We start from the raw sequence: 15,085 nt of genomic DNA on the forward strand, positions 1-15,085 counted from the left end.
CCCGTTTTTTACCCGCCGAACCGGTGTCGTATCTGTGCGGCGTTTCTCACCCGAGTACCTGCGCCGGACCCGTGAGGGGTTGTGGGACCGCTCAACGGCGGCGTTGGAGCCGTTTTCGCTGCCGGACCGCAATCGGATCCTCGACGCCGGCGCGGGGACCGGGGAGTTCGCGCGCGTGCTCGCTGCCGAGTCCCCGGCCGACGTGGTCTGTCTCGACGCCGACACCGGCCTCCTCGGTGTCGCACGCGAGGAGACCGGACTCAACGCGGTCGCGGGCGATGCGACGCGACCCCCCATCGCGGACGGCACCTTCGACCTGGTGACGTGCCAAGCGCTGCTCGTGAACCTCCCCGAGCCGGCGGCGGCGCTCCGGGCGTTCGGCGGTCTCTCGACGGACCTCGTCGGCGCTGTCGAACCCGATAACTCCGACGTGAGTGTCGACTCGACGGTTGACAGCGAGGCCAACCTCGAACGACAGGTCCGAGCGGCGTACATCGAGGGTGTCGGGACCGACGTCGCAATGGGGTCCCGGCTCGAGAGGCTGTTCCGGGAGTCCGGGTTCGGGTCGGTCCGGAGTCGGCGGCACTACCACCGGAAGGTCGTGGAATCGCCGTACGACCGGGCGTCGCTGTCGGCGGCCGCGCGGAAGGCCAGCGGCGCGGGGCTGGCCGACCACGAAACCGAGCTCCGGCGCGTGCTCTCCGCGGACGAATACGACGCGCTCAGGTCCGAATGGCGGGAGATGGGGCGAGCGGTCGTCGACGCGATGCGAGCGGGAACCTACCGGCGGGTCGAAGTCGTGCCGTTCGACGTCGTCGTCGGAGGCGTCACCGACGAGTGACCTACTGGTTCGCCCGGACCGAGACAACGGCGCTACGGGCGCCGTGTCGGACGGTCCGGCTGGTCGACCCCGCGATGAACGCACGGAGGCGCCCCTTCGTGGGCGCGCCCAGAACAGTCAAGCCGTAATACTCCGACTGCGCAACGATGGCATCGGCCGGCGACTCCGCTTCGAGCACCCAGGTCGTGGTCCGGTCGGGCCGCTCAATCCGGTTGTAGATTGTGTCGACACACTGGGTGGCCCGCTCCCGCTGCCGGTCGGTGGCGCGGGGCGGAACGACGTGGAGGATGTCGATCCACGCGTCGGTGTCCGCGGCGATCCCCCGGACGACGTCAGCGGCGGGGCCCGAGTGGGGGCCACCGGTGACTGCGAGCAGAATCGACCGGGCGCCGTCGTAGCTCCGCCGGCCGTTGACCGTGACGATGTCACACGACCCCCGGAGTGCCAGGTGCTCGGCCAGGCTCTGCCGGAAAAATCCGGTTTCGGACGCGCTCGGCGTCACGAGCGCCTCGATATCGGTGGTTTCGATCGCGGCGAGGATGCCGTTCAAGAGCGCGCGCATCCGGAGGAGTTCCGGCTGTGCCGGCCGGATCGTCGACTGCACCGCACGATCGATGAGGTTCCGTTCGGCGTCCCGCGAGAGGTTCGGCCCGTGGGCTGTCGGCGTCTCGCTCGTCGGATCCACAACGCAGAGGCTGGCGTCCGACGACCGCGAGAGTGAGGCGGCCACCCGGAGTTGATGCGTGACTGCGGGTTCCGACGGCGAGAGGAGGGGGACTAAAACGCAATCGTCCGTGAGGCCGTCAGCCACCGCGGAGGCACCCACGGGCGCGGTGCCGGCTTCGATCAGGAGCGACGGCGCGGCTGTGAAACCCATCGGGTCACGCAATAGCGTGCCGACGCAAAAAGGTACATCATAGTTTATATCGGGTTGTTGGGGATGCTACCGTCTGATATCACGGGTATTACTCATGTGACGGAACCGGTCCGGGCGAGGCCGGTGGCGGTGTGGGCCGGGAACGGGCGATCGGCGTCCACCGGGACCCCTCGAACGCCCGGACGGAGCGCCTCAGACGACGTCCCCGCGGACGCTACGCCCCGACTGCGACGTCCGGGCGGCCGCGATCGCGTCAGCCGCCTCCGCGGCGTCGTCGTCGGCGGCCCCGAGCATCGACAGCGACTCCGGAAGCGTCGGGAACGCGAGTTCGCCGCCCCGGAGCTTCGCCAGCGTTTCTGGTGACCGTTGCTGCTCCGCGTACAGACAGACGCCCCGAGGGTCGATAACGTGGTCGTACGCCCCGCGATCCAAGGCGATCTCCAGCCGCCGTCGGACGTTCTGCTCAAACGGGGCGTTACACACCTCCAAGTGGGTCGGTTCGTCGTCCGGGAGGAGCGCGGCGGCGAGACAGTCCGCCGGGGCGGCGTGGCCGCTGGCGTTCGTCCGGACGAGGTCCGGGTTCCCCTCGGCCCACTCGGCGGACACGGCGGAGCCGACCCCCTCCACCCCGTGTTCGGCCCTGAACGCCTCGCCGGCCTCGGTGTCGCCGCGGAGGAGGAGGTCCTTCGTGACGTAGACATCGAGGCGATCGACGGGGTCAAGTCCGAGCGCGACATCCCCGTACACCCAGACCTCCCGAACCGGAACCGGAAGCGGTCCTGCCTCGACGGTGTCAAGAACGGCCTCGACCCGGTCCAACGCGCTCACACGGTCCATACCCCCTGATCCGACCCCACGGCGTGAAATTCTTTCGCCACCCGACCGCGAGCAGGTGGAGGGTGTATGCTGTTCCGAGCCCAGACGGCCCCTCTTGGGTGTCGGCCGGCCGGTCACCGCGACGGTGGTCGCTCGGGGCACCACAACCCCCGGGTGTTCCCCCGAATCCTGTGTTCGTTGAGGCGAAACCGGTATCCTTCCGCGTCGCGAACCGCGGGTCGATGAAGTGCGACAAGTGCGGGCACGACGCCGTGATGCACGCGGGGTACTCCGGGGCACACTTGTGCGATGAGCACTTCCGGGCGTCGGTGGAGAAACGGGTCCGCCGGCGGATCCGGTCCGATGGTCTGGTGCCGCGTGACGCCACCACCGAAGACCCCAACCGGTGGGTCATCGGGCTCTCGGGCGGGAAAGACAGTGTCGTGCTCGCACAGATTCTCGACGACACGTTCGACCGGGATCCTCGGATCGACGTCATCGCGCTGACAATCCACGAAGGGATCGAGGGCTACCGCGACGAGAGCGTCGACGCCTGCGTCGAACTCGCGTCGGATCTGGACATTCACCACGAACTCGTGTCGTACGAGGAGGAGTTCGGTGTCCGGATGGACGACGTCGTCGACGAGGACCCCGAGGGGATGGCGCCGTGTGCGTACTGCGGCGTCTTCCGTCGTGACCTGTTGGAAACCTACGCCGAGAAGTTGGACGCCGACCTGCTTTTGACCGGCCACAACCTCGACGACGAGGCCCAGACCGCGCTCATGAACGTTCTCAACGGCGACGTGGAACAGATGGCGAAACATTTCGATGCCAGTTTGGGGCCGCTCGGCGAACGGGCCGACCAGGCCGCGTTCGTCCCCCGGGCGAAACCCCTCCGGGACATCCCCGAAAAAGAGGTGGCGCTGTACGCCCACCTCCGGGACCTCCCGGCGCACATCACCGAGTGTCCCCACGCCTCGGAGGCGTTCCGCGGTGAGATCCAGGAACTACTCCTGAAACTCGAGGCGGACCACCCCGGCACCAGACACTCGATCGTCTCCGGGTACGAGGAGGTGGCGTCGATGGCGGCCGACCGGTATCGTGGCGAGTCGACGCCCGACCTCCGGGAGTGTGCGGAGTGTGGGTCGCAGACGACCCGCGAGGTCTGTCGAAAATGTCGGCTGCTGGAGTCGATTCGGGCGATGTAGGACGCGGAGCAGGTCCACACACCGTGTTCGATGGCACGGCTCACCGACGGAACGATCGAAGAAACGGCGCGAGCCCGGGCCGCAAACGACTGGAGACACCGGGTCCGTCGCGTCCGGTGGGCGGCCGTCGCGTCCGGTGGGCGGCCGTCGCGTCTGGTGGGCGGCCGTCGCGTCCGGTGGGCGGCCGTCGCGTCCGGTGGGGTGGTGCGGCGTCTACCGGATGACGTCGAGACCGTTCTGTTTCTCACGCGGCTGTTCGCCGCCGTCGGACTCCCAAGAGCCGCCGGTGGCGGTCGAGCCAGTCTCGCCGAAATCGACGTTTTCGGTCGCGTCGAACTCCGAGCCGGTGGATTCAATGCTCTGGCGTGACTTGTCTGCCTGCTTCTGGGTCGAGGGGCCGAGGACCTGCGCGGACTGGACGCCGGTCATGATCGCCATCACCCGGACCTTCCCCTTGTACTCGTCTTGGATTCGAGCGCCCCAGATGACGTTCGCGCGCGCCTCTAGGCGCTCGGTGATGCTCTCGGCGATCCCCTGTGCCTCCTTCAGTGTGAGGTCGGGCCCGCCGGTGATGTGGACGAGGCCCCCGGAGGCCCCGCGGTAGTCCACGTCCAGAAGGGGATGGTTCATGGCGTCGTTGACCACCTCCTCGGTTTTGTTCTTGTCCTGTGTCTCCCCGACGAGCATCACCGCGACGCCGCCCTGGTCCATGATCGTGGACATGTCCGCGTAGTCCAGGTTGATCAGGGAGGGCTGGGTGATGGTCTCGGAGATCCCCTTGACCGTCTCGGCGATGATCTGGTCCATCACCGAGAACGCCTTGCCGATCGGGAGGTTGGGGACGTAGTCGAGCAGCCGGTTATTGTCGAGGACGATGATGGAGTCGGCCTCGTTCCGGAGCTTCTCCAGCCCCTCTTCTGCCTTCACGGTCCGCGCGCGTTCGACGTTGAACGGGGTCGAGACCATCCCGACCACGATCGCGCCCTGTTCTTTCGCGATTTTGGAGACGACCGGGGCCGCACCGGTCCCGGTACCGCCGCCCATCCCCGCGGTGACGAAGACGAGGTCCGCCTCGCCGAGCACGTCCTTGATGGTTCCTTGCGCCATCTCGGTCGCGCGTTCGCCCATCGAGGGGTCGCCGCCGGCACCCAGCCCCTGCGTGAGCGATTTGCCCACCAGGATCTTGGTGTCGGCTTCGATCATCTTCAGGTGCTGTTTGTCGGTGTTGATCGCGACGGTTTCGGCGCCGTCGACACCGATGTTGTACAGCCGGTTGACCGTGTTGTTGCCGGCACCGCCCGCGCCGACGATGACGATCCGGGGACTCCCGAAGTCGTCGTCGCCATCCGGGACCTCGGCGTTCGTATCCTGCTCTTCCTCGTCGCGCTTCATAGCCTCTCTGACGATGTCTTGCATCGGATTACACCTTGGCCCAGGTTCGTTTGGTCGGCGACTCGCGCCCCTCGGGCTCCTGTTCGTCGATCATCTCGCGAACAGCCGAGCGGATCGCTTCCGACCGGTTCGGGTACTGGCCGGTCTCGACCATCTGTTCGACCTCCTCGATCTGCTGTTTCGGGATCCGTAGTGTCACACGTTCCATTGTTGCATTCCCCCGGTAAGACGGCACGCGGCTCGCGTGCGAGCGCCTCGCACGCCCGATGACCGGACGGAGATCCGCTCCCCGCCCGATCTGTCGGGTCTGTAAGACGACCGTCTTACGCATCTGACAACACAGACTCACGGAATATAAATGTACCGGCGTTTGTAAGACACGCCGGCCGGTGTGGCGTATGCGCCCGCCGCAGAGGGGCTACGAGCGCTCCAGTACGTTGGCGGCCGAGGTCCGCCGGCCACAGCCCGGACAGAACGCCCAGTCGGACCTGACCTCATCGCCGCACTCGCAGAACACGCGGTGAGCGGCCTTCTCGCCGCAGTTTGGACAGTAAACGTGAGCGTCCTCGATCGGTTCCCCGCATTTGTCACACGCGTCCGCGGCACCGCCGGCACCGGTGTCTGACGACGCGGACCCGGTGGTCGTCTTGCGGCCGTCGCCGTCACGCGCGCCGACGGTCGTCCCGCCGTCTTCACCGGCCCTGGCGGCGTTTACGCCGTCGAGCGTGACGTTGAGGTTGAGGTCGCGGGGTCGCCCCACGGGAGCGACCCGCTCGCCGGGGAGGGTATCGAGCCGGTCGGCCACCAGCTCGTCCACGCGCTCCCGTATGACATCATCAACGGAGCCGGTGTCAGCGCCGTCCCCACCCAGGCCCGTCGCGGCCCCCGCATCACGGCCCGCCCCGTCGAGATACGCGCGCAGTGCCTCGCGCATCGCCTCGCTTTTGGAGGTGTCGAGGCCCTCGAGCCGCTCGACGAGGTCGTCGTCCGCGCGGAACGTGATCTTACTCATCGGTTAGGGATACACGACAGACTATTTCAAACTTCCCACGTGTCTGACGCGTGTCTGCCGGGACAACAGGTGAGGGTCTCACCCCAACAGTCGACAGTATCAAGTCCGCGTTCGTCGATCCACCTGTCGTGGTAGTTACGTTCGACCTCTTCGGGACGCTTGTCGACGCCGACCGCCCCGAGTCCCCGGCGGCGGCCGTCGAGGCGGCGCTGTCGGCCCGTGGGATCGCCGTCCCCGCCGACTGGACGGTGGCGTTCCGAGAAGCACACATCGACGCCCCCGGGGGCGCGGCGGTGCCCCTGCCGGCGCACGTCGCCGCGGCGCTGCGCTCCCGGGGCGTCGACGCGCCAGGGAACGCCGCCCGCCGCGCGGTCGTCGCCGCGTTCGACCCCGACGTCCGGACCCGCGCCGGCGCGGTCGACGCCGTCGCCGCCGCGGCCAGTCGTGGACCGGTCGGACTCCTCTCGAACTGCTCGGTTCCTGAACTCGTCGCCCGCACGTTGATCAGGTCCGACCTTGGCCGGGAGGCGTTCGACGCGACCGTGACCAGCGTGGGGTGTGGGTGGCGGAAGCCCCACCCGAAGGCGTTCGAGGCGGTCGCCGAAGGGTTAGGGGTCGGCGCCGACGCGATCACCCACATCGGCGACAACCCCGCGGCCGACGGCGGAATCGCGGACCTGGGCGGGACGTTCGTCGACGTCGACGACGCGGGACTGGAGACGGTCGCGGAGCGCCTGCGTGCGGGAGCGCCGCCGGGGGGCGAGTGACCGTGCCGGCGACCGCGGCGGCCGCCGTCGCGGTGGCGGCCGCGCTGGACGCCGCGGTCGCGGAACCCCCGTCGAGGGCCCACCCGGTCGCGCTGTTCGGGCACCTGGTCGCCGTCGTCGACCGCGACGTGGACGGATCGGAGTCCAGTGGGTGGACACACCCACGGATCGTCGGCGTCGCCGCCGCGGTGATCCTCCCGGTGTTCGCCGCGGCGGTCGCGACCGCCGCGGTCCTCGCCGGGTCGCACACACACCCGTGGGTGGGGGCGGCCGTCGCGGGTCTGGTCCTCTTCTCGACAACGAGTTTGCGTGCGTTGCTCGACCGCGCTCGGGAAGTGATCGCCGCGAGCGGCGGCGACCTCGACGCCGCCCGACACAGCCTCCGGGCGCTCGCGGGGCGCGACGCGTCGTCGCTGGACGCGGCCCACGTCCGCTCGGCGGCCGTCGAGAGCCTCGCGGAGAACCTCGCCGACGGGTGGGTGGCCCCGCTTGTGGCGTTCGGCGGGGTCGTCGGCGGCGGCGAGTTCGTCGGCGGCGTGACGGTCGTTGGGATCGACGCGGGGGTCGCACTCGCCGCAGGCGCGGCGGCGTGGGTGAAGGCTGTCAACACCATGGATTCGATGCTCGGCTACCGGTCGAAGCCGGTCGGGTGGGCGCCCGCCCGGCTGGACGACGTCGTGATGTGGCTCCCGGCGCGGCTCTCGGCGGGCCTGCTCGGGGCCGCGGCCGGGACGCCCGGGGTCCCGAGCAGGCGGCGGGTCCGCGCGCTCGCCCGCACCCCCGCATCGCCGAACTCCGGGTGGCCGATGGCGACGATGGCGGCAGCGCTGCCCGCACGGCTGGTCAAGCCGGGGGCGTACGACCTCGATCCGGCCGGGTCCGAGACAGGGAGCGGCGGAGCGGCCGGCGGGGCCGACAACACCACCACGCTCCCGGATATCGCGACGGCGACCCGTGCGGTCGGGGTGACGCGGCGGGCGGGCGTGCTCGCCGCTGCCGTCACGGGGGGCGTAGTGTGGTTCTGACCGCGCTCCGGGGTGCGCTCGGGTTTCTGACTAGGCTGCCGGTCGGCGGCGGCGAGCGGTCGTGGGAGGCGTTCCGGCGGACGCCCGTGTCGATCCCGCTCGCGGGCTACGTGGTTGGTGGGCTCGGGGCCGTCCCGCTGCTTTTGCCCCTGCCGGTCCCCACCGCCGCGGCGGTGTACCTCGTCACCATCGTCCTGCTCACCGGCGTCACCCACGCCGACGGGCTGGCCGACCTGGGCGACGCCGCGGCGGTCCACGGCAGCGTCGACAGGGAGCGCCGCCGAGAGGTGTTGCACGATTCCGCGACCGGGGTCGGCGGCGCGCTCGCGGTGGTGCTCGTGTTCGTCACCCTGGGGTTGGGTGCGCTGGGACTGGCCGGGTCGCGGCCGCGCGTCGCGTTCGGGCTGGCGCTCACGGCGGAGGTCGGTGCGAAGGTAGGTATTGCGGTCCTGGTCTGCACGGAAGACGCCGCCCACGAGGGGCTCGGGTCGGCGCTGACAGAGCACGCAACTCCGACCGCCCTGCTCCCCGTCGCCGCGGTGATCGCGCCCCTCCTCGGGCTCGCGACCGTGCCGGCCGTCGGCGGGGTGGGGATCCCGGCGGCGCTTCTCGCGCCGGTCGGCGTGGCGTGGTTGGTGGGGGCGTGGGCGCGAGGGGCGCTCGGCGGCGTCTCCGGCGACGCACTCGGCGCCGCGAACGAACTCGGACGGGTCGCGGGCGTGCACGCGGGGGTGGTCGCGTGGACGCTCTTGTGATGTGCGGCGGTCGCGGGAGCCGGCTCCGGGTGGGAGACGCCGGCGGTAGGGGTGATGCGGCCGGTGTTGAAAAGCCGCTGGTCGAGGTCGCCGGCGCGTCGATGCTGTCGCGGGTGACCGACGCGCTGCGCGCGAGTGAGGTGGAGACGGTCCACGCCGTCGTGTCGCCACACGCCCCGGAGACGGCCGACCGCGCCCGGAGCCTGTCGGTGCCGACGATCGAGACTCCCGGCGACGGGTACGTGTCCGATCTTCGCGCAGCGCTCGAAACCGTCGGGCGGCCGGCGGTGACCGTCCCCGCCGACCTCCCGCTGCTCGCGGCCGGCCACGTCGACGACGCGGTGGCGGAGGCGCGACACCGAGGTGACGGGCGCGGCAGTGGTGTCACCTCGCTCGCTGTCTGTGTCCCCGCTGCAGTGAAGCGCCGGCTCGGCGCGTCGGTCGACACCGCCTTCGACCACGACGGTGGGACGGTCGCCCCGACAGGGGTGAACGTCGTCGCCGACGGCGACGACACCGTGGCGTTGACGTACGACGCGCGCCTCGCGGTCAACGTGAACCGACCCCAGGATCTGGAGCTCGCGGAGGCGCTGTGCGGCTGATCCTCGTCGCGGGGACGACTCGCACAGCGGAGATCGACGGGATCACCGCTGCGGGCGCGTCGCGGGAGCTGCTGGTCCACACGCCGAGTGCCGACACCGAGATCCTGACGTACGGCGACACGGTCCGCGCACCGGTGACGCCCGTGAGCCCGGGCGGGTGTCCGACACCGGCGGTGGTGACCCGCGCGGTCCGGGAACTGCTCGGGTTCGACGTCACGGTGGTCGACGCCGGGATCGCAACGCCGACCGGCGCGCCGACGGTGGCGGTGGGCGCGCGCCCCGGCGACGACATCCGGGAGCCTGACCCCGTCCGGACCGCGCCGGGGGCGTTCGCGGCCGCGCGGTCGTTCGGGCAGGGCCTCCCGGACGACCGGATCGTGGTCGGGGAGACCGTCCCCGGCGGGACCACGACGGCGATGGCGGTCCTCAGGGCGCTCGGAGAGGGGCCGCTCTCGGCCACGTCGTCGTCGCTGCCCGAAAACCCGCTGGGGTTGAAACGGCGCGTCGTCGCCGAGGCGTTCGAGGCATCGGACCTCAACCCCGGCCAGGCCGCCCACACCCCGGAGCTCGCCGTCCGGTTCGTGGGCGATCCGGTGTTGGCCGTCGCGTCGGGGGTGGTCGCCGGCGCCTTGGAATCGGGAACCGACGTCGTGCTCGGCGGCGGCACCCAGCTGCTCGCGGTGGCGGCGTTGGTCCGTCACGCGGGCGTGCCGACACCCGCGACGCTCGCGACGACGCCGTACCTCGCGGCCGATGTGCCCGATCTCGGCAGCAACGCCGCCGCGTTGGATCTCGACTTAGCGGTCGCGGACCCGGGGTTCGACCCGTCGGACGGGGGGCCGTTGGCTGCGTACACCGACGGCGTCGCGAAGGAGGGCGCGGGGATGGGCGGCGCGCTCCACCTCGCCGACGAGGCGGGTCGGCTCGGGGAGGTCCGTGACGCGACCCGTACGGTGCTCGAGCGCGTAGGGAACGACGAGAGCCCAGCGTCGGCGGCTGACGACGCCGGTCGGGGGACCGAGGGTGGATCCTGACGCCGTCGACGACGCCGTGCGCGTTCCCCACGGCGGCAGCGACGACCCCGACGTCGTCGACTTCAGCGCGAACACGAACCCCCTGCGACCCGCGGGCGTCGCGGACGCGTACGAGGCCGCGCTCGCGGACGCGACGAGTTACGCCGATGATCACCCGGAGTTCCGGGACGCGGCCGCCGACTACGTCGCGTGCGACCCGGCGAACGTGGTTCCGACCGCCGGCGGGGTCGCGGCGCTCCGGCTCGCGTTCGGCGTGACGGTTACGCCCGGCGACCGCGTTGCGCTCCCGGTACCGGGGTTCGGGGAGTACGCCCGCGAGATCCGGCTCCAGGGCGGCGAGCCGGTTGGGGTCCGGGACGAGACGCTCCTCGACGTCGATCCCGCGGCGTACGCCGCGGTGGTGGTCTGTACGCCGAACAACCCCACCGGATTCCTCCCGGACCCGGCGGCGCTCCGAGCGTTCCGCGCGGAGTGTCGCGCGGCCGAGACGCCGCTGATCGTCGACGAGGCGTTCCTGGACTTCACCGACGCCCCCAGCCTGGCCGGCGACCCTGGGGTGATCGTCGCCCGCTCGCTCACGAAGATGTTCGGGCTGCCCGGGATCCGGGCGGGCTTTGCGGTCGCGACCGGCCGCCTCGGCGACCGGCTCCGGACCGCCCGGCCGACGTGGTCGGTGTCGGCCCCCGCGGCCGCGGTCGGGACACACTGCCTCCACGCGGAGGCGTTCGTCGAGCGCACCCGCGAGCGGGTCGAAACGGAGCGAACCCGCGTGCGCGCGGCGCTGTCGGACGCGTACGACGTGGCGCCGTCGGACGCGCCGTTCCTCCTCGTCGATGTCGGCGACGGGCCGGTCGGCGGCGACGGGCCGGTCGGCGGCGACGGGTCATCCGGGTCCAGCGAGCGGGTCGGTTCCGGGAGTCGATCCGCCGATGACCCCGTCGACGCGGTGCTCGAACGGGCGCGCGCCGACGGCATCGCGGTTCGCGACGCGCGGACGTTCTCGGGACTCGACTCCCACGTCCGCGTTGCCGTCCGACGCCCCCACGAGAACGATCTGCTGCTGGACTCCCTGCTCGACCGATGACTGGGTCGGATCGGGGCGACGACGCCGACCCGACGCCCGTCTTCGAGGCGACCGTTCGCGGGGAGGTCTGTCGGCTTCGACGCCCCGGGACCCGGTGGGTCTCGACCGGGCACGCCGGCGGGGAGTGCCGCTGCGACGCGGCGTTTCTCCTCTCCGTTCCCGAGAGGTGGGGTGATGTCGACATCCCGGCGTACGTCCGCGAGCGGTGCGACGCCGCCGGGTTCGCGACCGGACCGTCGGCGCCGGCGTTGCTCACCGGGGTCTCGATGCGGCACGCCCGCCGCGCCCGGCTCGGGCCCGTCGAGGCGATCGCCACGGCTGGGGTGAGCAACCCCGCGGCGCTGCCGGTCGGCGGCGGAGCGGACGGTGACGTGCCGGAGGGATCGGGAGGTGGTGGGAGCGACACCGACCGACACCACACGGGCACCGTCAACGTCGTCGTCGGGACGACGCGGTCGCTCGCTCCGGGCGCGCTGCCGAACCTCGTCGCCGTCGCCGCGGAGGCAAAGGCCGCGACGTTGCTCGCGCGGGTGGGGGTTCCCGGGACCACGTCCGACGCCGTCGCTGTCGGGTGCGACCCCGAGGGCGAGACGGCGGCCTTCTCCGGGAGCGCGACGCCGGTCGGGTCGGCCGCGCGGGTCTGCGTTCGGGACGCCGTGGCGGCGGCGCTGGACGCTCGGTACGAAGACGAGTCGCCGCCGACATCGGTCGACGCCGCCGAGTACGGTGTCGTGAGTGACGCGCGAGCGCGAGTGGAACGGGTCGGAGGGCGCGAGTGAGACGGAACCAGCGGCCGGGGAGGAACCGCCGGCTACGCCGTGTCGCGGGGCAGCCGGTCCCGGACGGTGCGTCGGACGCGTTCGGGTCGCGGAACGTTCGCGAACTCGAGGTGGGCGGGGCTCTGTGCGACGCTCCCGGTGAGAAACGCCACGCTCCCGATCCCGAAGATGGCCTCGATCCGGCTTCGACGGAGTTCGAGGCTCCGCAATCTCGCGAGGGGGAGTTCCCGTGAGAACGTCTTGTACAACAGGGAGTACTCACGGCGGACGGCGTTCGGGGTGACGACGTACCGCGTCTTTGTCAGGACGTAGAGCCGAGTAAGGAGCCGCCCGGCGCCGATGGCCGTCAGGATCACCACCAGGTTGGCGGCGATCTCCGTCCGCTCGGCCGCGCCGAGCAGGGTGGGGTTGAGAAACAGGAAGCCGACGACGACGAGTCCCCCCAGGATCACCCCCGCGAGGCTGAGAAGCGTCGGCTTCAGCGTCGGCTGGGTTTCGAGGACGAGACCGCTACGCGCCCCGGTGGCGCCGGCCTCGTTGGCGTTCCGTTCGGTCTGTGTGTCAGTGTGTGATTGGCTCATAGCATGAGTCCTCCGGTTGAGTATACGAGGAGGGCCGCGACGTACAGCACGGGGGAGAGCCCGACCGCGAGAAGCGAGAGCGCGGCGCTTGTGACGCCCGCGCCGTGGTTGAGGCGCGCGCCGAGGTACATCGAGTACGCGAAATACAGGACGAGCACGCCGAGGACCGCGAGGATGGTCGTCTCGCTGGGCGACAGCCGCGACGCCGGGACGGGGTCGCCCAGCGTGAACACCCGCTGTGACGGCGGAACGCCGAAGACGTCGTACATCACGGCGATAAAGCGGACCTGGACGTTGATCACGAGTTCGCGGGCGGTCGCGAACGGGCCGGCGCGCGAGAGGAACACCAGAACGGTGAAGATCCCCGCCAGGTACGCGCTGACGCTGTACACCACGGTGTGGAGTGTCAGGAGGAACCCCTCGGAGCTTCGGGTCACGATCAACGCGGCGTGGTAGGTCAGAAGGGTCAGCCCCGAGATCGCAGTGATAAACACGGAGTTCTGGGCGATTCCCGCGAGCAGCCACCACGCAGTGTCCGGGTTCCCCAGGACCGACCGTCCGATCGGCACGAACCACGCCGGCGCGTCGCTTTCGACCGCGACACCGAACCCCGAGAGGGTCAGCGGCGTCGCGTACAGGACGACGTTAACCACGAACACGACCGAGAGGCCGCGCAGACGCCGCAGCGTGCTCCGGATCGACGTCCGCGTGGCGGCGTTCGGGGCGCGCACGAACCGCGACGGCCGGAACACGGCGTCGAACAGTCCAGTGATGGCTCGGGTCGCTCGTCCGGTCGGCATTTCCGATCGGAACGACGTGTGGGGGGGTCAAAAAACGTCGCCTCCCCGACCGGTCCGTCGATGCGCCGACGGGGAGCCGGGTCGGCCCCGCCGATGTCCGATCCTGCCGAGGCGTCGGACGGAACGACTTAACTCGACGCACGGTCGAGAGGCGCGTGATGACGACCGACGCAGTGCCCTCGGATCTCCCGGGCGTCGTCCTCGCAGGGACGGGATCCGGCGTCGGGAAGACCGTCGCGACGCTCGCGGTCTGTCGCGCGCTTGAGCGGGCGGGACGGACCCCGGTTGCCGCGAAGGCGGGGCCGGACTTCGTCGACCCCGGCCACCACGCCGCGGTGCTCGGCCGCGCCGCACGAACGCTCGACCCGTGGATCGCGGGCGACGACGGGATGCGACGCGCCTACGCCCGTGGTGCCGACGACGGCGATGTCTGCGTCGTGGAAGGGATGCTGGGTGTCTACGAGGGGACAGTCAACACTGCCGCGGTCGCGGAGGCGCTCGACCTCCCGGTCGTGCTCGTGGTCGACGCCGAAACCGGAGTGGAACGGGTCGCCGCCACGGCTCTGGGGTTCAGGGAGTACGCCGACCGCCGGGGCTACGACATCGACATCGTTGGGCTACTCGCCGCCCGCGCCCGCGGGGGCCGCCACGAGGCTGGGATCCGGGACGCGGTCGACGGACTCCGGTACGTGGGACGGACCCCGCCGCTCGGCAGCCTGTCGATCCCGGATCGGCACCGCGATCCGCGCCTCGGCGACGACCACCCGGTCGCCGAGGAGCCCCTGGAAGCGGCGGCGCGACAGATCTGTCCCGGCGTCCTGTTGGATCTGGTCCGCCGGCCGGGCTTCGACACCCAGCCCTCCCTCCGCGCCGACGACGAGACGGGTGTCCACATCGGAGTCGCGGCCGACCAGGCGTTCCGGTTCGTCTACCCGAGCACCCGCGAACGGCTGGCCGCGCGGGCGACTGTCGAACTCTTCTCGCCGGTCGCCGGCGACCCAGTCCCCGACTGTGACGTGGTCTACCTTCCGGGGGGGTACCCCGAGCGCCACGCGATGACGCTGTCAGCGTCGGAGACACTCGCCGGACTCGCGGCCGTCGCCGCCGACGGCCGTCCGGTCTTCGGCACCGGCGGCGGGCTGATGACCCTCGGGGAGTCGGTGACAACGGCCGACGGCGATGAGTACGGCATGGCTGGCGTGCTCCCGGTGTCGACCCGAATGTCGGATCGGGTGGTCGCGTCCGACCACGTCGGGGTCCGCGCCCGGGAGGACTGCCTGCTCGCCCCGATGGGCGAGACCCGGCGGGGCCACGAGTTCCACCACTCCTCGGCGACCCCCGCGCCGGACGCGCGGTACGCCCTCGAGATGGTCCGGGGTGCCGGCGTTGACGGGGCCAACGACGGCTTCCGGGAGTACCGGACGCTCGGGACCTACACCCACTTTCACCCGGGATCGGGCGCGTTCGATTATCTGCTCGAAACGGTGGCTTCGGGGGTCTGAGGCCGTCGGG

General features: G+C 71.0%; 17 protein-coding genes. 10 read left to right on the plus strand and 7 right to left on the minus strand.

Annotation, left to right across the window (positions count from 1 at the left end):
- Window positions 1–34 precede the first annotated feature (34 nt).
- Window positions 35–841 (plus strand): class I SAM-dependent methyltransferase, encoded by an 807-nt coding sequence (locus IEX72_RS11070; protein WP_188787452.1) that lies wholly within the window; start codon window positions 35–37, stop codon window positions 839–841.
- A 1-nt stretch (window position 842) separates the two neighbouring features.
- Here the strand turns inward: IEX72_RS11070 and IEX72_RS11075 are convergent, their stop codons facing one another.
- A complete protein-coding gene (locus IEX72_RS11075; RefSeq protein WP_188787453.1) occupies window positions 843–1,718 on the minus strand; it encodes a universal stress protein in 876 nt (291 codons plus the stop codon).
- 192 nt (window positions 1,719–1,910) lie between these two features.
- The gene (locus IEX72_RS11080) at window positions 1,911–2,555 is read right to left on the minus strand and encodes a DUF7095 family protein (RefSeq protein WP_188787454.1); all 645 of its coding nucleotides are present in this window, start codon (window positions 2,553–2,555) and stop codon (window positions 1,911–1,913) included.
- A 221-nt stretch (window positions 2,556–2,776) separates the two neighbouring features.
- Between IEX72_RS11080 and ncsA the strand changes: the two genes are divergently transcribed.
- A complete protein-coding gene (gene ncsA, locus IEX72_RS11085) occupies window positions 2,777–3,742 on the plus strand; it encodes a tRNA 2-thiolation protein NcsA (protein WP_188787455.1) in 966 nt (321 codons plus the stop codon).
- A 213-nt stretch (window positions 3,743–3,955) separates the two neighbouring features.
- Here the strand turns inward: ncsA and ftsZ are convergent, their stop codons facing one another.
- The 3 genes from ftsZ to IEX72_RS11100 form a co-directional block, all read right to left on the minus strand.
- A complete protein-coding gene (gene ftsZ / locus IEX72_RS11090) occupies window positions 3,956–5,158 on the minus strand; it encodes a cell division protein FtsZ (RefSeq protein WP_188787456.1) in 1,203 nt (400 codons plus the stop codon).
- 4 nt (window positions 5,159–5,162) lie between these two features.
- A complete protein-coding gene (locus IEX72_RS11095) occupies window positions 5,163–5,342 on the minus strand; it encodes a ribbon-helix-helix domain-containing protein (RefSeq protein WP_188787457.1) in 180 nt (59 codons plus the stop codon).
- A 210-nt stretch (window positions 5,343–5,552) separates the two neighbouring features.
- On the minus strand, window positions 5,553–6,146 hold the full coding sequence (locus IEX72_RS11100; protein ID WP_188787458.1) for a double zinc ribbon domain-containing protein: 594 nt from the start codon (window positions 6,144–6,146) through the stop codon (window positions 5,553–5,555).
- 128 nt (window positions 6,147–6,274) lie between these two features.
- On the opposite strand from IEX72_RS11100, the gene IEX72_RS11105 reads away from it, so the two are divergent.
- From IEX72_RS11105 to IEX72_RS11135, 7 genes are read left to right on the plus strand one after another with little or no spacing between them, the layout of a single operon-like run.
- Window positions 6,275–6,913 carry an HAD family hydrolase gene (locus IEX72_RS11105; protein WP_188787502.1) on the plus strand — a complete coding sequence of 213 codons (639 nt, stop codon included), beginning with the start codon at window positions 6,275–6,277 and terminating at the stop codon, window positions 6,911–6,913.
- A gap of 2 nt (window positions 6,914–6,915) precedes the next feature.
- A complete protein-coding gene (locus IEX72_RS11110) occupies window positions 6,916–7,938 on the plus strand; it encodes a CobD/CbiB family cobalamin biosynthesis protein (protein WP_188787503.1) in 1,023 nt (340 codons plus the stop codon).
- A complete protein-coding gene (gene cobS, locus IEX72_RS11115) occupies window positions 7,929–8,693 on the plus strand; it encodes an adenosylcobinamide-GDP ribazoletransferase (protein ID WP_188787459.1) in 765 nt (254 codons plus the stop codon). The genes IEX72_RS11110 and cobS overlap by 10 nt, the downstream gene beginning before the upstream one ends.
- Window positions 8,693–9,295, plus strand: a complete 603-nt coding sequence (locus IEX72_RS11120; protein ID WP_188787460.1) for an NTP transferase domain-containing protein — start codon at window positions 8,693–8,695, stop codon at window positions 9,293–9,295. Before cobS ends, IEX72_RS11120 begins: the two co-directional genes overlap by 1 nt.
- Entirely contained in the window at window positions 9,286–10,329 is a 1,044-nt protein-coding gene (locus IEX72_RS11125; RefSeq protein ID WP_188787461.1) for a nicotinate-nucleotide--dimethylbenzimidazole phosphoribosyltransferase, read from the plus strand. The genes IEX72_RS11120 and IEX72_RS11125 overlap by 10 nt, the downstream gene beginning before the upstream one ends.
- Window positions 10,319–11,413, plus strand: coding sequence for an aminotransferase class I/II-fold pyridoxal phosphate-dependent enzyme (locus IEX72_RS11130; protein WP_188787462.1), 1,095 nt, complete (start codon window positions 10,319–10,321; stop codon window positions 11,411–11,413). Before IEX72_RS11125 ends, IEX72_RS11130 begins: the two co-directional genes overlap by 11 nt.
- Window positions 11,410–12,192, plus strand: coding sequence for an adenosylcobinamide amidohydrolase (locus IEX72_RS11135; RefSeq protein ID WP_188787463.1), 783 nt, complete (start codon window positions 11,410–11,412; stop codon window positions 12,190–12,192). Before IEX72_RS11130 ends, IEX72_RS11135 begins: the two co-directional genes overlap by 4 nt.
- Before the next feature lie 32 nt (window positions 12,193–12,224).
- Here IEX72_RS11135 and IEX72_RS11140 read toward each other — a convergent pair whose 3' ends face one another.
- The gene (locus tag IEX72_RS11140) at window positions 12,225–12,773 is read right to left on the minus strand and encodes a PH domain-containing protein (protein ID WP_188787464.1); all 549 of its coding nucleotides are present in this window, start codon (window positions 12,771–12,773) and stop codon (window positions 12,225–12,227) included.
- On the minus strand, window positions 12,770–13,573 hold the full coding sequence (locus tag IEX72_RS11145) for a hypothetical protein (RefSeq protein ID WP_188787465.1): 804 nt from the start codon (window positions 13,571–13,573) through the stop codon (window positions 12,770–12,772). The genes IEX72_RS11140 and IEX72_RS11145 overlap by 4 nt, the downstream gene beginning before the upstream one ends.
- A 158-nt stretch (window positions 13,574–13,731) precedes the next feature.
- On the opposite strand from IEX72_RS11145, the gene IEX72_RS11150 reads away from it, so the two are divergent.
- Window positions 13,732–15,075: a cobyrinate a,c-diamide synthase gene (locus IEX72_RS11150; RefSeq protein ID WP_188787466.1), complete on the plus strand. Its 1,344-nt coding sequence runs from the start codon at window positions 13,732–13,734 to the stop codon at window positions 15,073–15,075.
- Window positions 15,076–15,085: the final 10 nt, after the last annotated feature.

The organism is Halobellus salinus, assembly GCF_014646875.1.
GTDB classification, from domain to species: domain Archaea; phylum Halobacteriota; class Halobacteria; order Halobacteriales; family Haloferacaceae; genus Haloquadratum; species Haloquadratum salinum.